The sequence below is a fragment of the Actinoplanes sp. NBRC 103695 genome, assembly GCF_030269485.1.
Lineage (GTDB): Bacteria > Actinomycetota > Actinomycetes > Mycobacteriales > Micromonosporaceae > Actinoplanes.
The window spans coordinates 144,503-161,834 of record NZ_BSTL01000013.1 but is presented as its reverse complement, the minus strand read 5'-3'; the positions used below and the strand labels follow the sequence as shown (position 1 = coordinate 161,834).

Genomic DNA, 17,332 nt, shown 5'->3' with positions numbered 1-17,332 from the left:
ACTCCTATCGGGGTCAGCACAGAGGGGAAGAATCGGGCAGCCGCCAGTGGCCTGCCTCACGCTCGGCTTAAGTCCGGCTGAGCTCCGTCAGGAAACGGGTCCAGTGGGCGGAAACCGCCGGCATGGAGAAGGGCTCGCTGCTCTTCACCGCGCCGGCACCCATCTCGCGCAGCCGCTCCGGGTCCTCGATCAGCTCGCACAGCGCCGCGGCCAGGCCGTCCACGTCCTCCGCGGGCACCAGCCGGCCGTTCACCCCGTCCTCGACGACCTCCGCCGGCCCGGTCGGGCAGTCGAAGGCGACCGCCGGCAGGCCCGCGCTCATCGCCTCCAGGAGCACCATCGGCAACCCCTCGAAACGGGAGCTCAGCACGTAGAGGGAGGCGGCGGCGAGCTCCTTGTCCAGCTGCCGGGTGATGCCGGGCATGGTCACCGACCCGCCCAGCCCCAGCTCGTCCGCCCGGGCGATGAGCTGCTCGCGCATCGGCCCGTTGCCGAAGATCTTCAGCACCCAGTCCGGGTGCTTGGCGTGCACCGCCGCCCACGCCTCGACCAGCAGGTCGAAGCCCTTCTGCGGGGCGAACCGGCCGGCCGCCACCACCGTCTTCGCCTCCGGCGACGAGCCCGGCTCGGCGACCGGCGGGATCCCGTTCGGGATCCGCTCCAGCCGGACCCGGTCGCCCAGCGCGGCCCGCCAGTCGGCCAGGTCGTGCTCGGTCAGCACGGCGACGGCGTCCAGCCGCGGATAGGCCCGCACCAGCTCGGCGCGCAACGCCGGCTTGTAGGTGCCCAGGTTCATGTGGTCCTGGGCGATCCGGAGCAGCCGCCGCGGCGCGGTCCAGGCGGCCAGGAGATTGAGGCCCGGGCGCGTGGTGATCAGCACGCCGTCCTTCTGGCGCCGGAAATACCGGATGACCGCCAGGTCCAGCAGGGGATCCCAGCGCTTGAACCGGTAGTCCCGCCCGTGCGGGAACCGGTTGCGGAAGCGCCGCGTCTTGCGCCAGACACGCGAGTTGCCGCCCTGCGGGTCGGTGAACCGGGAGCCGTCGTCCCGCAGACCGGTCAGGGACACCAGCCGCACCCGCGGGTCGAGCGCGAAGACCGTCTTCTCCCGGGTGCGGAGAACGCTCGCGATCTCCACGTCGTGCTCGACGCACATGGCGTTCGCCTGGTTGATGACCGTGCGAATGGTGCCGCCGGCGCCGTAGGCGTTGTTGAGCACGTAGCGGATTTTCACGCGGCACACGATAGCCGTGCGGTGCACCCGCGGTTAACCGAACGCGGGATATGGTCAGGCATCGATATCCCAGGCACTCCGGGAGTGTGATGAGACGCACCGCTCTGCTGTCCACCCTGATTCTCTGCGCATCTTTGCTGGTCGGAGCCGCTCCGGCGCACGCCGCGGCGCCGCCGGACATTCTCGAACAACTGCGCCGCGTACCCGGTCTGACCGTCGTGTCCGAGGGGACGGCGCCGACCGGCTACCGATTCTTTAACCTCACGTTCACACAGGAGGTGGACCACCGGGACCAGGCCGCCGGAACCTTCCAGCAACGGATGACCCTGCTGCACCGCGGCGCCGACCGGCCCACGGTCCTGCACACCACCGGGTACGGCGTACCCACCGGCGCCTTCCGCAGCGAACCCACCCGGCTCATCGACGGCAACCAGCTCTCCGTCGAGCAACGGTTCTTCACGCCGTCCCGGCCCGAACCGGCCGACTGGACCGACCTGACCATCTGGCAGGCGGCCACCGACCACCACCGGATCGTGCTCGCCCTCAAGGCGGTCTACTCCCTGAAGTGGATCTCCACCGGGGCCAGCAAGGGCGGCATGACCTCGATCTACCACCGCCGGTTCTACCCGGCCGACGTCGACGGCACGGTGGCGTACGTGGCGCCGCAGGACGTCGACGAGCAGGAAGACTCGGCGTACGACAAGTTCTTCACCAGGGTCGGCACCGAATCCTGCCGCAAGGCGCTCGACGACATCCAGGTCGAGGCGCTGAAACGCCGGTCGGCACTGGTCGCGAAGTACGAGGCGTGGGCCGCCGCCAACAACCGGACCTTCACGATCGTGCACAGCGCGAACCGGGCGTTCGAGTTCATGGTGAACGGCACGACCTGGGCGTTCTGGCAGTACAGCGGGCTCAGCCAGTGCCCGCAGGTGCCACCGGTCAGCGCCACCGACGACACGCTGCTCAACTGGATCAACCAGGTCTACGGGCTGGACTCCAACACCGACCAGGGCATCACCGGCTACGTGCCGTACTACTACCAGGCGGCCACCGAGCTCGGCTACCCGGTGCCCAAGCTGCGCCACCTGGCCCGCTACCAGCAGTACCGGGGTGAGGACACTGCCAAGTCGTACGTGCCCTCCGCCTTGGCGCCGCGATTCCGTCCCGCCGCGATGGACGACATCGACCATTGGGTGCGGCGGTCGGGGCGCACGCTCCTCTTCGTGTACGGCCAGAACGACCCCTGGGGCGCCGAGCCGTTCGAGCTCGGGCGTGGCACCGTCGACTCGCTGTCGTTCACCGCGCCCGGCGCCAACCACGGTGCGTCCATCGCCGCCCTGGTGCCGGCCGAGGGAGCGACCGCCACGTCGGCCGTGCAGCGCTGGGCCGGAGTTTCCACTGTTCCCGCTTTGAAGACGTCCGCTGTGGACAGCTACAACCCGGCGCTGGACCGCCGGTTCAGCCTCCGCGGATGAGGTAGCCGACGCCTCGGACGGTGTGCAGCACGGCCGGCTTGCCGAGCTTGCGCCGCAGCTGGGCGACCAGCACGTCCAGCACGTTCGAGGCCGGCGGCACCATCTCGTCCCACGCCGCGGCGATCAGCTCGGCCCGCGGCACCGGCCGCCCGGCCGCCCGCACCAGACGTTCCAGGACCACGAACTCCTTCGCGGTCACCGTCAGCGGGCGGCCGTCGCGGCGTACCTCGTACCTCTCGGGGTCGATCTCCAAGCCCGCGTGCCGCAGAGCCGGCGCCGGACCGCCCCCCGCGCGCCGGCACAGGCTCCGCACCCGCACGACCAACTCGGCCACCGCGAACGGCTTGCTCAGATAGTCGTCGCCCCAGGCGAGACCCTCGACCCGGTCGCTGGTGCCGCCGCGTCCGGTCAGGAACAACACCGGAACCGTCCAGCCCGCCCGCCGCCGCCGCGCCACATAGTCCAGCGAGTCGCCGGCCGGCAACATCCGGTCGAACACCGCGCAGTCGTAGACGTTCGTACTCAACGCCAGATCGACCTCGGGCAGATCACCCGCGGTGTCCACAGCGAACCCGGCCCCGCGCAGCGAAGCGTCGACAGCGACCCGCAGATTGTCGTCGTCCTCGGTGACCAGAACTCGCACACGTCACATAGTGCCCTAAGCCGTGCGGGCGAGCAGACCCCGATCCGCCGCCTTCAGTCCGGCCTGGAAACGGCTGCGGGCGCCCAGCCGCGTCATGATCGCGGCCATCATCCGCCGGACCGTACGCACCGAGATCCCCAGCCGGGCCGCCGCCGTCTCATCGGTGCAGCCCGCCGACAGCAGCGCCAGCAACTCCTGCTCCCGCATGCTCAGCCCCGCCCCGTTGGTCACCTCGCACGGCGTCAGCGGCGCGGCGGACACCCACAACTGCTCGAAGAGCGCCACCACAGTGCCCACCACGCTGGGCAGACGCACCGTTGCCCCCGGCAGCATGGCCAGCGCGCCATCCACCACGGTCGCGTCGGTGGGAACATTGCCCACCGTCCGCACCTCGGCACCCGCCGGCGCGAGCCGCCCCATCCGCAACGCGAGCACCGGATTGCCCCGCACATCCTCCGGCAGCAGAATCCGGTAACGCACCCCGCGCCGCAGATTGTCATGGTCGATCCGCCGCAGCGGCGCACCAGGATCCGCGGCCCGCGCCACCAGCACCTCCCGGCAGGCGGTGGCCAGCGCCGCATCGACACCGGCATGCGGCATGACGTGGACGGTCATCAGAACTCTCCCCCGATCGGCAGTGAGGCGAGGACGGCGGGCCCATGCCGCCCGTCCAGCCGTTCCAGACGCACCCCTCGTCGGGTGCAGATGTCAGCGATGCGGCGGACGGCACGTTCCGCCGAGATCACGGCCGGCGCCGCCACCCGGACGACGCCACCGCCGTCCGCCCGGACCGCGACCGTGACGGCGGCGTCCCGCCCCTCCGCGAGCAACCGTTCGATCAGGTCCGGGACCGCCAGGCCCGTCGCTCGTAGAGTGATGTGGGTGATCGGGCCCGACCGCCAGTACCGCCAGGTCTCCCGCGACGGCCCGGCGTGCGCGATCCCGCTCACCACGGCCCGGACCTCCCGGCCCGACAACAGCGCGAAGCCGGTCGGCGCGGCCTTACGCAGCCGCCGGACCGCGTTGTCCAGCAGCACGCGAAGCTCGTCGTCGGTGGCATTGTCGGCGTCCCGGCGCGCGGTGATCGCCAGCCATCCGCCCGGCCGCGCCTGACGCGGCCCGAGATGCGCGACAAGCTGCAGGTCCAGTCGCGGTCCGTCGGCCTCGATCACCGGAAACCCGAAGGAGGACGTACGCGCGACTGCCGTCACGCCGTCCGCCCAGCCGAGCACGCCAGCCGAGGAGATGGCCGCGTCCCGTGGCAGCGGCACATGCTCGCCGTCCCACTGCCGCCGCCGCAGGACGAACCCGGCCCACCGAAGCGCCACAGTGGACAGCCACTCGCCGCGCAGCCGCAACGCGCTGACCGTGAGCGTCAGGGCGGCGGCCAGCCCCAGCCCGACGCCGGCGCCGAGGTCGTCCCGGCCGATCGCGGCGAAGCCGAGCACCAGAGCCACCTGCCAGACGGCGATCCGGAGAACCGGCAGCTTTTTGGCGCTGGGCACGCGCGGCGCGGTCTCTCGCGGGCTTGGCAGCTCGCGCTGCCGTGTGGTGACGCCCGGCCGTGGGGAGGCCGCCCGGTCGAGCGCGTCTGGCAGCTCTCGCTGCCGCTCGGTGGCTGCGTTCCCCGGCAGCCCCCGCTGCCGCTCCGCGGCGGCGATCCGCGGCCGCGAATCCGCGAATCCAAGTGGATCTTGGCCGCCGCCGCCTCCCCCGCCCCTGGCACTGGGTGGGTCCGAATGTAGGCGAGGGGTACGACGATTTTCGGCGTCTGTCCACAGGCGCGGCGAAAAGGTGGCGTCGGGAGCAGTCGCGGCCGGCTGGTGGACAGGCTCGGTCACGGCGGGCTGGTCCGTGAGCAGGCCGGGCTGGCCCGTGGGTGCGACGGCGGGCTCGGCCGGGCGGGCTGGTGCCGGCCGCCGGGCCGCCGTCACCACGAAGCGTGCTGTCGTCATACCGCCGCCCTCCGGTGCAGTGCCGGGTTGGTGGGTGTGTTGCGGAGCGGGGCCCGGCGGACGGCGGGTCTTCCGGTGAGCGGTCGCATGCCGGCCGGCCCCAGCGGGAGGTGGGTCGCGCCGTCCAGGTGGCCGGTCAGGGAACGTGCCGTGACCAGGGCCATGCTGCCGCTCGTCGCGGGGAGCAGCGGCCACACCTGTTCCCGGGTCTGGGCGTCGTCGAGGACCAGCAGGACGCGGCGCCGGCTGACTTCGGAGCGCCAGAGGGCCGCTCGTTCGTCGAGGTCGGCGGGGATGTCGCAGGGGCGCAGGCCGAGGCCGCGCAGGAGGCGCTCCAGCAGGGCGCCGGCGGGCTGTCGCAGGTGGATGAAGAACTGGCCGTCGGGGAAGTCCGCCGCCAGCCGGTGGGCGGCGTGCACGGCCAGTGCGGTCTTGCCGATGCCGGCGGGGCCGGAGAGCAGGACGATCGGCGCTGGTCCGGCGGCTGCCCGGCTGATGTGGGCGAGCTCCGCGGCGCGGCCGACCAGGCGGACGTCCCGGGGCAGTTCCCGGCGGACCAGTGACGGCGCGGCGGGGAAAGAGGCCGAGTAAGCGGTCAGCTGCGGGCCGGGCGCCACACCCAGTTCGGTACGCAGGATCGCGGCGGCCCGGCGGCTTGCCAGCAGGGCCTCGGTGCGCTGGCCGGCGGTGTGCAGGGCGCGGACCAGCAGGGCCCACGCCGGTTCGCGCAGGGGCGCCTCGGCGACGACCCCGCGCAGCGTACCGATGGCCTCTGCGGTGTCGCCCAGCTCGAGCCGCAGGGCGGCGAGCCGCTCGCTCAGCTCGAGCCGCAGCTCCTCCAGCACGTCGGCGGCCGTGGCGGCCGACTCGACGCCGCTGTACGGCCGGCCGCGCCAGAGGGCGAGGGCCTCCCGGATGAGGTCCGCGGCGGTGGACGGGTCGGCCGTGCGGGCGGCGGCGGCCAGGGAGCGGGCCTGGTCGGCGTCGAGCTCGCCGGGCAGGACCCGCAGGCGGTAGGCGTCGGCGCGGCGGGTGATGCGGTCGGCGCCGCCCAGCAGCCGGCGGAGCTGCCACACGTACGTCTTCAGGTTGGCGGCCGCCGACGCCGGCATGGCAGCTCCCGGCCAGGTGGCTTCGGCGAGCTGGTCCACGGTGACCCAGGCGTTAGGCTGCTGCACCAGCGTGGCCAGGACGGCAGCCGGTTTGCCCGCGCCGAGCTGGTGCACCGCCGTGGGGGTGTGCAGCTCGATCGGTCCGAGGGTGCGAATCAGCATGGGGCTACCATCCGCCTGCGTCCATGAAGTTCCGATGACACGGCCGTGCGGGGAGGCGTCTGGTGCGGGTGATGGTGGTCGAGGACGACGACGACCTGCGGCTTGCCGTGACGACCGAGCTGGCGGGCGCGGGCCTGGAGGTCGCTCAGGCGGCGGACATCGCCGCGGCCGACCTGGTCCTGGCCGATGGGCGGTTCGACTGTGTCGTGTTCGACCGGATGCTTCCGGACGGCGACGCGATCAACTACGTGCATCGGCGCCGGCAGGAGGGCTGGGCGGTGCCGGTGTTGTTCCTGACCGCGCGGGACACCATCGCCGACGTGGTGGCGGGCTTCGAGCACGGCGGCGACGACTATCTGGTGAAGCCGTTCGCGGTGGCCGAGATGACCGCGCGGGTGCTGACGCTGGGGCGGCGCGCCGGTTCGGGGCGGCCGTCGGTGTTGCGGCTGGCCGACCTGGAGCTGGACTCGGCACGCCGGCAGGTTCGCCGGGCCGGTGTGCTGCTCGGGCTGACCGGCAAGGAGTTCGCCGTGCTGGAGTTTCTGATGAGCCGGACGGGCCTGGCGGTGAGCCGCACCGACCTGATCGAGCACTGCTGGGATTCGAGCACCGATCCGATGTCCAACGTGGTCGACGTGGTGATCAAGCGGCTGCGCGGGAAGCTGGGCGAGCCGGAGCTGCTGCACACGGTGCGTGGGCGGGGTTACCGGATCGGCGGTGACGAGTGACCGGGGCTTCGGCGCTGGACCAGCTGCGCGGGCTGCCCGGCCGGCTGGTCCTGTGGGTGACGCTGTTCTGCGCGGTCGGCTACCTGGCCTGCGCGGCCCTCCTGGTCCGCTCGGACACCGCGGAGCGGGAACTGCGGATGGACGCGGAACTGAGCCGGGTCACCAGCAGCATGCAGCGGCTGATCGGGCAGAACGGCGACACTGTGGACACGTCGTTCGTCGGCGACGACCCGATGAGTCAGTCCTGTCCGGAGTTCGGGGTGTTTCCGGGACCGGCCGAGCAGTTCCCGCGGTACCTGAGCGACCGGGACTGCGTCCCGGCGCCGGACGAGCTGAAGGCTTCGCTGGCGGTGGCGGCGGTGGCCAGCGGACGGATCCAGTCCGGTTACCGGGTGGCCGACGACAAGCGGTACCGGGTGTGGGCGGAGCCGTTCCGGCTGCAGAACGGCAAGTACGCGGGTGCTGTCGTCGCGGTGTCGGATCCGTCCGGCCAGCTGGCCGGGCATCGTGGGTACACGCTGGTCGTGCTGATCGGCGGCTTCCTGGTGCTGGGCGCGGTCGGCGCGGCCTCCTTCCGGCTGGCGGTGCGCTCGATCCGGCCGGCCGCGGTCGCCCTGGAGCAGCAGGAGGTGCTGCTCGCCGACACCGCCCACGATCTGCGTACTCCGGTGGCGGCACTGCGCGCGCTGGCCGAGGCGGCGGTGGCGAACCCGGGGGAGCGCGCGGAACTGCTGCCCCGCACGGTCGACCTGGCCCGCCGGATGGGCACGATCATCGAGGGCGTGCTGATGCGTGCGCGCCTCGCCGCGGGGGTGGAGCCGCTCGCGATCGAGCCGGTGTGGCTGGACCAACTGGTCGCCGCCGTGGTCGAGGAGACGCCGGCGGGGGGTGCCACGGTCACCGTGACCACGGCGCCGACCAAGGTGAACGCCGATCCGACGCTGGTGCAGCGGGCCGTCGCGAACCTGTTGAACAACGCGCTGCGGCACGGCCGGGTGGAGGGGAAGCCCGCGGTCGTGCAGGTGACTGTGGCGGGTGGCCGGGTGATCGTGGCCGACCAGGGGCCGGGTATCGACCCGGCGCTGGCGAAGCAGACGTTCGACCGGTTCTCCAGTGCGGGCGGGTCCACCGGCCTGGGCCTGTCCATCGTGCGCTGGGTGGCTCAGGCGCACGGCGGCACGCTGCGGGTCTTCAACTCGGACGGCGGCGGGGCGATCTTCGAGATGTCGCTGCCCGCGGCCGGTGATTGACGGTTACGTATCCGTAATGGACCGATCATGTACGCCTTCTTCTATGCTCGCGAAGGTGACGAGAATGCTCGCAAAGATGACGCGCGCGCTCCGGCCGCAGCGGGGCGGGCGGCTGCCGCTGGCCCTGCTCGCCCTGGTCGTGGCGGGCGGGGTGACCGCCGCTGTCACGGATGCCTCGGCCTCCACCGGCGGCCTGCGTTTCGCCCAGGCCGGGCACTGGTTCGCCCAGTCGAACGGCAAGGGCGAGGGCAGCGTGTTCCGCGTCAACGGGTCCACCGGTGCGGTGGACGGCGAGGTCAAGCTGTACGCCATGGACGAGGCCGGCACCCAGGTCGTCCAGGGCGAGACCAGCGGCTATGTGATCGGCAAGAAGGACGGCGCCCGGTTCGGCAAGTCCACGCTGACGGTCGACGAGACCTTCCCGCTGCCGAGCGGCGAACGGGCGGTGCCGCTGGAGGTCAAGGGCGGGCCGTACCTGGTCTACCGCGAGCAGGGCCGGGTGGTGCGGATGGGCGGCGAGGACCCGGTCAGCATCGCGGTCGGCGCCGCTCTGGGCGACCCGGTGGCCACCTCGGACGGCACGCTCTGGCTGCTGCGCAAGGACACGAACGGGCTCTGCTACCTGAGGCCCGGCACCGAGGTCGTGAACTGCCGGGCGAACGCCCCGGCGGGTCACCTCGGCGCGTTGACCGTGGTGGGCCGGCAGGCCGTCTTCGTGGACACCGACAGCGACACGTTCACGTCGGTGGGCGAGGGCGGGCTGGGCCGTCCGGTGCGGATCGGCCGGGACCTGACCGCCGAGGCCAGGGTCGGGGCGGCCGACCTGGCCGGCCGGGTGGCCGTGGTCGAGCCGGGCGCCAACAACCGGCTGCATCTGCTGGACGCGTCCGGGCTGTCCGCCGGCCGGCTGTCGGCCGCGCCGCCGATCCCTCTGCCGGCCGGCGACTACGCGGCGCCCGCCGCGGGCCGCGACGCGGTGGTGCTGCTCGACCGGAGCAACAACAAGGTGCTGACCTTCGACCGGGACGGCCGCCAGCGCGGCACGCACCAGGTGCCGAAGGAGGGCAACCAGGACACCGAGCTCACCCGGGGCCAGGATCAGCGGGTCTACGTCGCCGGCGGCGCGGGCAAGCGCGTGCTGGTGATCGGCGAGAACGGGCGGGCGGACGCCGTGCCGCTGATCGGCAAGATCGACAAGAACGACGGGCCGCCGGTCCGGCCGCCCGCCGAGACCACGAACCAGCCCACCGGCGGAACGTCGACCGGTTCGCCGCGCCCGGCGTCCGACCCTCCGTCGCGCGGCTCCGGTGGCACGAATGCCGTGCCTCGGACGGAGGAGAGGACGCGGACACAGACGCCGTCGGGGACGTCCGGGGACGTCAGACCGCCCGCCAATCCGCCGTCCCCGCCGGGGCGCCCACCCGGACTGCGGGCCACGGCGTCGGGCAGCACCATCACGGTGAGCTGGAAGGCGGCGACCGCGAACGGCGCCACCGTGGGCGGGTACCGGGTGACCTGGTCGGGCGGGTCGAGCGGCAGCCGCACGGTCGGCGGCGGCAGCCGGCAGACCAAGCTGACCGGGCTGACCCGCGGCAAGACCTACCGGATCACGGTGGCCGCGCAGAACTCGGCCGGGCGCGGCACGGCCGCCTCGACCAGCATCAGGCTCCCTGCGCCGGCGGCGACCAGGTCGGTGACGGTCTCGCGGGGCGGACCGGCGGAGCACGGGGACGACTGCGTGGCGCCGGACTGCCGATTCATCAAGGTGGTGGTCCGCGGGTTCCCGCCGAACACCGACGTCGACATCGACGTCTTCAGCGAGGACTGGGGGGATTTCAACCCGGGGGCCCACCGCAACACCGACGACAAGGGCAATCTGACCGTGGACGACAGGTTTCCGTACAACGGGACGGGTGGCGCCGTCTGGGTGACAGCCAACGGCCTCGAGTCGAATCACGTGTCGTGGTGAGCGCCGGCGAGACCGCCGCGGCGATCGCGGCGAACGTGCGCGAGGTGATCAAGGGCAAGGACGAGCTGGTCCGGCTGGCCGTGGCCGGCCTGCTCGCCGAGGGGCACCTGCTCATCGAGGACGTGCCCGGCCTCGGCAAGACCACCCTGGCCCGGGCGATCGCGCGCAGCATCGGTGGCAGCTGGAGCCGCATCCAGTTCACCCCCGACCTGCTGCCCGGCGACATCACGGGGGTGACCGTCTACCGGCAGAAGGAGGAGAAGTTCGTCTTCCACCCGGGTGCGGTGTTCGCCAACGTGGTGGTGGCCGACGAGATCAACCGGGGCACGCCGAAAACCCAGTCGGCGCTGCTCGAGGTGCTCGAGGAGCAGCGGGTCACGGTGGACGGCGAGGCGCACCCGGTGCCGCGCCCGTTCCTGGTGGTGGCCACGCAGAACCCGATCGAGCTGGAGGGCACCTACCGCCTGCCGGAGGCGCAGCTGGACCGCTTCCTGATGCGGCTGTCGGTGGGCTACCCGGATAGAAAGTCCGAGGTGGGTGTGGTGCTGGGCAGCGCGGCCGGCGCGGGCCCCGACGACCTGTCGGCGGTCGTGGACACGGCCACACTGCAAAAGGCGATCGATGAGGTACGCGCTCAGCACGTCGACCCGGCGGTGGCGGACTACGCGGTCCGCCTCGCCGAGGCCACCCGGGAGCACGCCGCCCTGCGTTACGGCGCCAGCGTCCGGGGCAGCATCGCCCTGGTCCGGGCGGCCCGCGCGATCGCAGCGATCGACGGCCGCGGCTACGTGACGCCGGACGACGTGAAGGATGTGGCCGTCCCGGTGCTGGCGCATCGCCTGGTGCGCACCGCCGAGGCCGAGCTGAACCTGCGCGCCACCGACGGCATCGTCGCCGAGGTGCTGTCCGCGGTGCCGGTCCCGACCGCGAGTGCCTGACCCGTGCGTCTCACCGGCCGTGGCCTCGCGGTGTCCGTGGCCGCGGTGCTGCTGCTCGCCGCCGGGCTGTGGCTGCGTCTCGCGGTGCTGACCACGCTGGGCGCGGTCGCGGCCGCCGCGGTGCTGGCCGCGATCGCGCTTACCGTGCCGCAGCTCGCGGTCGAGGTGCACCGGGTGGTCCACCCGGACCGGGTCGAGCGGGGCCGACCGGCGCTGGCCCGCCTGCGGGTACGCAGCACCGGCAACCGCCGGCAGCCCGGTTTCCGCGCGGAGGACGCCGCCGGTGGCGAGCGCCGCCACGTGCGGCTGCCCGGGTTGTTGCCGGGCGTCGAGGTGACCCGCACCTACGAGCTGCCGACCGCGACGCGGGGCAAGCTGACCGTGGGACCTCTGACGTTGCACCGGGCCGACCCGTTCGACCTGGCCCGGCGCCGCCTGCCGGTCACGGCGACCGCCACCCTGTGGGTGCATCCGCGCCGGCACGCCGCCCGCGCGATGGTCGCCGGCGTGCCCCGGCATCATCATGAGGGGACACCGGACGCCGCGCTGCGCGGCTCGGTCGAGCAGCTCGACGTCCGCGAGTACGTGCCCGGCGACGAGGTCCGCCACCTGCACTGGAAGGCGACCGCGCGGACCGGCCGGCTGATGGTCCGGGACCTCGCCGACCCGCGCCGCGCCCGCACCACGGTGCTGCTGGACAACCGGCCGGGCGTGCTGACCCCGGCGTTCTTCGAGGAGGCGGTGGACCTGACCGCGTCGCTGCTGTGCGCGTCCGCCCGGGCGACACAGGACACCCGGCTGGTCACCTGGACCGGCCGCGATCTGGCGGTGCAGGGCGGCCCGCTGGCCACCCGGCGGTTGCTGGACGAGCTGAGCGAGGTGCGCCAGGACGCCGCCCGGCAGGACCCGGCGCTGCGCCCGGGCGGGGGATTGGTGCTGGTCACCGGCGGTGGCGCGGCGGTCGAGGCGGTGCTGGCCCGGCGGGCCGAGTTCGCCGCGGTGGTGGTGGTCGCGGTGGGCGGGTGGCTCGAGGTTCCTTCGGGCGTACGCGTTCTCCGCGCGCTCGGTGCGGCTCAGGCGGTGCGGCAGTGGAACGACTCGATCGGCTGACCTGGCGCGCGGCGGGCCCGGTGCTCGCCGCCGCCATCGCCGGGCTGCTCTTCGCGCCGGTGTTCGGGCTGGTGCCGCTGCTCGTCCCGGTGCTCGTGCCGGCGCTGACCGTGCTGGCCGTGACGATCCTGTGTGGAGTGCGGCCGAGCCTGGTCGACTGGCGCCCGCTACTGGCCTCACTGGCCGGTCTGCTGGCGGTGGCCGAGACGCTGCTGTCCGGCACGACGGCGTTCGGGCTGCCCACCGGGCGTACGGTCGCCGCCCTCGCCGACGGGACGACCCATTCCTGGCAGCTCGTGCTGGAGTCGACCTGGCCGGCGCGCCCCGAGCCGGACCTGCTGATCTTCGTTCCGCTGCTGGTCGTGGTGGCCGCCGTGTCGGGCGCGGAGCTCCGGCTGCGGCTGCGGGCCGCCCCGGCCGCGCTGCTGCCGAGCCTCGCCGTGGTGGTGCTGAGCCAGTTCTACGCCGTGCCGGGTCCGGGTCCGGCGGTGCTGGCCGCGCTCGCCTACGCGGTCGCGGCGGCGGTCACGCTGGCCACGGGCGCGACGCTGCTGAGGCTGGCGGCGTCCGGCGCGGTGAGCGTACTCATCGCGGGATTGACCTTGATCCTCCTGCCGGACGCGGAGCCGCGGTTCTCGTTGCGGGACGGCCGGCCCGCCGCGGTGGAACAGAGCGCGCCGGCCAACCCGCTGGACGAGATCGCCTACCGGCTCGAGCATCCCGAGGCCGAGGTGTTCCGGGTGACCGACGGGCCCGGCGCGGGTCTGTGGCCGCTGGTGGTGCTGGACGAGTTCGACGGGGTGAGCTGGAACGCGACCGAGGAGTACCGGCGGATGGGCACGCTGCTGCCGCCGGGACCGCAGGTGACGGTCCGGGCGACTCTGAAGCGGGCCCGGGTGACCGTCGCCGACACCGGCGGGCCGTGGCTGCCCACCCAGACGTGGCCGGCCTCGGTGGACGGGCCGGCGCCGCTGGTGATCCCGGACTACGGCATGCTGATGCGGCAGGACGCGCCGTCCGGGCCCACGGAGTACGAGCTGAGCTGGTGGCAGCCGGAGGTGGACTCGACGACGCTGCGTGAGGCGCCGATCGACCCGAACGCGCCGGGCGCCCTGAACGGGGTGGGCGAGCCGCCGGACTCGGTGGAGGAACTCCTCGCCACGGCGATGGGCGACGTGCGGGCGTCGTTCCAGGGCGCGCTGGTGCTGGAGAAGTACCTGCGGGACAACTACCACGCGGCGTCCGGCCCGGACCGGCCGACCGGGCACGGCTGGGCGCAGCTCAACAGGTTCCTGCTGATCACCCACAGCGGCACCAGCGAGCAGTTCGCCGCGGCGTACGTCGCGCTGGCCCGGATGGCCGGCATCCCGGCGCGGCTGGTGGTCGGCTTCCGCGCCCCCGCGCCCGAGGACGGCGTCGTGGTGGTCCGCAACCGCGACGTGCTGGCCTGGCCGGAGGTGGCCGTGCAGGGCGTCGGCTGGGTGCCGCTGGACCCGATCGCGTCGGCCGCCGGCGCCGCCACCGGTACCGGCCTGGCCGCCGAGGCGGCACGCGCCCGGGACGCGCTGCCGCGGCCGAAGGATCTGGTCGACGCGACGATCAGGCCGGTGAAGCCCGCCCCCGCGCCCGCCTCGGAGGGCACCGATCTGCCGTGGGCGGCGCTGATCGCGGTGCCGCTGATCGGGTGGCCGGTCGGCGTGCCGGCGCTGTGGACGGTGCGCTACTGGTGGCGGCGGCGGAGGACCGGCGCGGCCGCGGTGCTCGGCGCGTGGTCCGAGGTGCGGGACAGGCTGCGGGCGTACGGCGTCGAGGTCACGCCCGGCATGACGGTGCGGGACCTGAGCACCGCCGCCGGTCCGGTCAGCGACGACGGGACGACGGGGGAGATCCGTACCCTGGCCGGCATCGTCGACCAGGCGCTGTGGTCCGGCGATCAGCCGTCCGACGAGGACGTCGCGCAGTCCTGGACGTCGGTCCGCGTGGTGCGTCGCGGCCTGGCCCGGCAAGGCTGGGTGGCCCGGGTGCGCGCCCTGCTTGACCCGCGCCCGCTGCTCCCTACTGGCTACAGGTGGCGCCGCGGATCGCCTTGGGCAGGCTGACCCACGGGCCGCCGCTGTCGCTCGAGGCCCGCACCTCGAAGCAGTAGCGGCGCGCGGGATCCACCTCGAAGCGGTACTCGGTGGCCCGGCCCACCAGCTCGTCCGTCTTCGTGCCGTCGTCCGCCGCCGCGGTCACCGAATAGTCCAGGCCGGAGAGGCTGCTGGTCCAGGTCAGCTGGACCACGGTGCCCTGGTCGATCGGCGGGGCCAGTTCCAGGCGTACGGCCGGAGCGCTCGGCCCGGGCGCGGCGCTGGAGGCGGCGGCGGCCGGAGGCGGCATCGGCGGCATGGGTGTGTCCCGTGGCCGGTTCAGCACGAACAGCACCGCCGCCACTGCGAGCAGCGCGGACACGGCCACGGCGGCCAGTAGCGAGGGGCGCGGCAGACGGCTCGGCCGCTCCGGTCCGAACTCGATGATCGGCGCGCCGGCGGGTCGCGGTCCGTCGCCCTCCGGTCGGGCCAGCCGCCCGGCGACGTCGGACGGCCGCCGCTCGGGATCCTTCGCCAGCAGGTCGCGCACCAGCTCGGCCAGCCAGGCCGGCAGGTCGTCGCGCTCGATCGCCGGTGCGGTCTCGGTCAGTACGCGCAGCAGGTGGTCGCCCTCCGGCTCGCCGGGCCGGGCCGGGAACGGCGGCGTCCCGGCCAGCGCCAGATGCAGGATCGCGCCCAGGCCGTAGCGGTCCGCGCGCTCGTCCAGCACGCCGTCCCGGATCGTCTCCGGCGCCCGGAAGCCGGTGTCGTGCTCCGGCGGGTACGCCCGCCGCACCGCCACGCCGAAGTCGGTCAGCACCGGCTCGCCGGTCTCGCGGAACAGCACGTTGCCCGGGGTCACGCCGCCGTGCACCACGCCCGCGGCGGTCAGCGCCTCGGCGAGCGCCCCGGCCAGCGCGACCGTGTCCGCGACGGACAGCGGCCCGAACGCCTCGATCAGCTCCGGCAGCGACTGCGCGCACAACTCCCGGCGCAGCGCCGTGCGGCCGTCCGGCAGCTCCACGACCCGGTCCGCGGCCACGATCGGCGCGGTCGCGGTGGGCCCGGCGAGTTTGCGCAGCTCACCGTCCACCTCGGTGCGGGTACGCCGATCCAGCCGCCCCGGCAGCACCTTCAGCGCCCACGCCTGCCCGTCGTCGGCCCGCACCCCGGCCAGCACCGAGCCCGGCGGGTCGCCGAGCGGCACCAGCTCGCGGTACTCGTCGTCGATCGTCATGACACTCATCCTCGTGTCCGCTAGCGGCCGTTGACGTTCCATGACGGCGACGGCCCGCTCATCGTAGGAACGCGGACCACCGCACCTCAACGGCCCGGCAGGTTGCTGCCTCTTCGCAAAGGGATCTCCTATGGACACGACCGGCCTGGTCCGGGTGACCGTGGCGGCGCCGACCCGGCGGATCGACCTGGCGCTGCCGGACCGGGCGGCGGTCGCCGAGATGCTGCCCGGCCTGCTGCGCCGGGCGGCCGCGGCGGACGACATCCCGGACGGCGGCTGGGTGCTGCGCCGGCCGGACGGCACCCGGATCGACCCGGCGGGCACGCTCACCGGCCAGCACGTCCGGGACGGCGAGGTGCTGCACCTGGTGCCCGGGACGGTGGAGTGGCCGGAGCTGGAGTACGACGACCTGGTCGACGCGATCGCCACGGCCGCCGGTCGCGGCGGGCGGCTGTGGGGACCGCGGCACACCCGGATCGCCGGGCTGGCGGCCGCCGTTCCCGCGGTCGCGCTGATGCTTGCCGCCGCCGGTCAGGCCGGGGCCGGGCGGGCGGCGCTGCTGGTCGCGGTGGCCCTGCTGGCCGGCGGCACGGTGCTGGCCAGGGCCGGTGGCGACTCGGGCGCAGGGGCGGTGCTCGCCGCGTCGGCGTTGCCCGCCGCGTTCGTCGGCGGGGAGCTGACGATCGGCGGGCCGCTGCTCGGGGGATGCGCGGCGGTGCTGGTGGCGGCCACGGCCGGGGCGCTCGGGGTGGCCGACCGGGTGCCGGTCTTCGTCGCCGCGGCGACCTCCGCGCTGCTCGGCGGCTCGGCGGCCGGGTTCGTCCTGCTCGGGCTGGCCACGCCACCGGGGGCGGCCGCGGTCGTCGCGTCGGTGGTGTTCCTCTTCTCGCCGCTGCTCGGGCCGCTCGCCGTACGGCTCGGCCGGCTGCCCGCGCCCACGCTGCCCCGCACCGCCGCCGACCTGGTACGCGACGAGCCCCAGCCGCCGCGGTCGGTGGTGCGGTCGGCGGTGCTCCGGGCCGACGCGCTGCTCACCGGGATGCTGTGGGGCGGGGCGTTGACCGCGTCGGCCGCCGCCGTGCTGCTCGGCACCGCGCGCGGCGCGTCCACCGTGATCCTGCTGGCCGTGCTGGCGGCCGGCTTCGGCGTACGCGCCCGCATCTATCCCACCGTGCGCCACCGCCTGCCGCTGCTGATCGCCGCCGTGACCACCGCCGCGGCCCTGGCCACCGCCTGGCCGGCGCTGCACCCACCGGGGCGGGCCGTGCCGATCCTGCTCGCCCTGACCGCGCTGGCCGTGGCCGCCGGGCTGATCTACAGCCGCCGCCCGCCCGGCGCGGCCCCCGCCCGGTACGCCGAACTCCTCGAGGTCCTGCTGGTGCTGGCCTGCGTGCCGGTGCTGTGCGCGGTGCTGAACCTGTTCGGCCTGGTCCGCGGGCTGGGCGGCTGA

Annotated in this window: 14 protein-coding genes; 8 read left to right on the top strand and 6 right to left on the bottom strand. The window is 74.0% G+C overall.

Translation table 11 applies throughout. The annotated features are described in order from the left end of the window. Nucleotides 1-67: 67 nt before the first annotated feature. The gene (locus tag QSK31_RS24250) at nt 68-1,234 is read right to left on the bottom strand and encodes a glycosyltransferase family 4 protein (RefSeq protein WP_285686590.1); all 1,167 of its coding nucleotides are present in this window, start codon (nt 1,232-1,234) and stop codon (nt 68-70) included. 89 nt (nt 1,235-1,323) lie between these two features. On the opposite strand from QSK31_RS24250, the gene QSK31_RS24245 reads away from it, so the two are divergent. After that, on the top strand, nt 1,324-2,709 hold the full coding sequence (locus QSK31_RS24245) for a S28 family serine protease (protein ID WP_285686589.1): 1,386 nt from the start codon (nt 1,324-1,326) through the stop codon (nt 2,707-2,709). Here QSK31_RS24245 and QSK31_RS24240 read toward each other — a convergent pair. The 4 genes from QSK31_RS24240 to QSK31_RS24225 form a co-directional block, all read right to left on the bottom strand. Continuing rightward, nucleotides 2,693-3,352 (bottom strand): response regulator transcription factor, encoded by a 660-nt coding sequence (locus tag QSK31_RS24240; protein WP_285686588.1) that lies wholly within the window; start codon nt 3,350-3,352, stop codon nt 2,693-2,695. The two genes, QSK31_RS24245 and QSK31_RS24240, sit on opposite strands and share 17 nt — an antisense overlap. Nucleotides 3,353-3,367: 15 nt before the next feature. Continuing rightward, complete coding sequence (locus tag QSK31_RS24235; protein WP_285686587.1) at nt 3,368-3,967, bottom strand: helix-turn-helix transcriptional regulator; 600 nt, start codon at nt 3,965-3,967, stop codon at nt 3,368-3,370. Continuing rightward, nucleotides 3,967-4,857, bottom strand: a complete 891-nt coding sequence (locus QSK31_RS24230; RefSeq protein ID WP_285686586.1) for a hypothetical protein — start codon at nt 4,855-4,857, stop codon at nt 3,967-3,969. Before QSK31_RS24230 ends, QSK31_RS24235 begins: the two co-directional genes overlap by 1 nt. 446 nt (nt 4,858-5,303) lie before the next feature. Further along, nucleotides 5,304-6,581, bottom strand: coding sequence for an AfsR/SARP family transcriptional regulator (locus QSK31_RS24225; RefSeq protein WP_285686585.1), 1,278 nt, complete (start codon nt 6,579-6,581; stop codon nt 5,304-5,306). Between the two features lie 71 nt (nt 6,582-6,652). On the opposite strand from QSK31_RS24225, the gene QSK31_RS24220 reads away from it, so the two are divergent. The 6 genes from QSK31_RS24220 to QSK31_RS24195 all read left to right on the top strand — a co-directional run bounded on the left by QSK31_RS24220 (nt 6,653) and on the right by QSK31_RS24195 (nt 14,675). Further along, nucleotides 6,653-7,309 (top strand): response regulator transcription factor, encoded by a 657-nt coding sequence (locus QSK31_RS24220; protein WP_285686735.1) that lies wholly within the window; start codon nt 6,653-6,655, stop codon nt 7,307-7,309. After that, nucleotides 7,306-8,559 (top strand): sensor histidine kinase, encoded by a 1,254-nt coding sequence (locus QSK31_RS24215; RefSeq protein ID WP_285686584.1) that lies wholly within the window; start codon nt 7,306-7,308, stop codon nt 8,557-8,559. The genes QSK31_RS24220 and QSK31_RS24215 overlap by 4 nt, the downstream gene beginning before the upstream one ends. 76 nt (nt 8,560-8,635) lie before the next feature. Further along, a complete protein-coding gene (locus tag QSK31_RS24210) occupies nt 8,636-10,528 on the top strand; it encodes a fibronectin type III domain-containing protein (RefSeq protein ID WP_285686583.1) in 1,893 nt (630 codons plus the stop codon). Beyond that, the gene (locus tag QSK31_RS24205; protein ID WP_285686582.1) at nt 10,525-11,466 is read left to right on the top strand and encodes an AAA family ATPase; all 942 of its coding nucleotides are present in this window, start codon (nt 10,525-10,527) and stop codon (nt 11,464-11,466) included. The genes QSK31_RS24210 and QSK31_RS24205 overlap by 4 nt, the downstream gene beginning before the upstream one ends. Before the next feature lie 3 nt (nt 11,467-11,469). After that, nucleotides 11,470-12,576, top strand: a complete 1,107-nt coding sequence (locus QSK31_RS24200; RefSeq protein ID WP_285686581.1) for a DUF58 domain-containing protein — start codon at nt 11,470-11,472, stop codon at nt 12,574-12,576. Next, nucleotides 12,555-14,675 (top strand): transglutaminase TgpA family protein, encoded by a 2,121-nt coding sequence (locus QSK31_RS24195; RefSeq protein WP_285686580.1) that lies wholly within the window; start codon nt 12,555-12,557, stop codon nt 14,673-14,675. Before QSK31_RS24200 ends, QSK31_RS24195 begins: the two co-directional genes overlap by 22 nt. Here the strand turns inward: QSK31_RS24195 and QSK31_RS24190 are convergent. Continuing rightward, the gene (locus QSK31_RS24190) at nt 14,632-15,882 is read right to left on the bottom strand and encodes a protein kinase domain-containing protein (RefSeq protein ID WP_285686579.1); all 1,251 of its coding nucleotides are present in this window, start codon (nt 15,880-15,882) and stop codon (nt 14,632-14,634) included. The genes QSK31_RS24195 and QSK31_RS24190 overlap by 44 nt on opposite strands. Before the next feature lie 130 nt (nt 15,883-16,012). Between QSK31_RS24190 and eccD the strand changes: the two genes are divergently transcribed. Continuing rightward, nucleotides 16,013-17,332 (top strand): type VII secretion integral membrane protein EccD, encoded by a 1,320-nt coding sequence (gene eccD, locus QSK31_RS24185; RefSeq protein ID WP_285686578.1) that lies wholly within the window; start codon nt 16,013-16,015, stop codon nt 17,330-17,332.

Excerpts from the sequence above, each read along its gene's own strand:
- QSK31_RS24210 (WP_285686583.1), top strand. The coding sequence starts at position 8,636 with ATGACGCGCGCGCTCCGGCCGCAGCGGGGCGGGCGGCTGCCGCTGGCC.
- QSK31_RS24235 (WP_285686587.1), bottom strand. The coding sequence starts at position 3,967 with ATGACCGTCCACGTCATGCCGCATGCCGGTGTCGATGCGGCGCTGGCC.
- QSK31_RS24245 (WP_285686589.1), top strand. The coding sequence starts at position 1,324 with ATGAGACGCACCGCTCTGCTGTCCACCCTGATTCTCTGCGCATCTTTG.
- QSK31_RS24190 (WP_285686579.1), bottom strand. The coding sequence starts at position 15,882 with ATGACGATCGACGACGAGTACCGCGAGCTGGTGCCGCTCGGCGACCCG.
- QSK31_RS24225 (WP_285686585.1), bottom strand. The coding sequence starts at position 6,581 with ATGCTGATTCGCACCCTCGGACCGATCGAGCTGCACACCCCCACGGCG.
- QSK31_RS24220 (WP_285686735.1), top strand. The coding sequence starts at position 6,653 with ATGGTGGTCGAGGACGACGACGACCTGCGGCTTGCCGTGACGACCGAG.
- eccD (WP_285686578.1), top strand. The coding sequence starts at position 16,013 with ATGGACACGACCGGCCTGGTCCGGGTGACCGTGGCGGCGCCGACCCGG.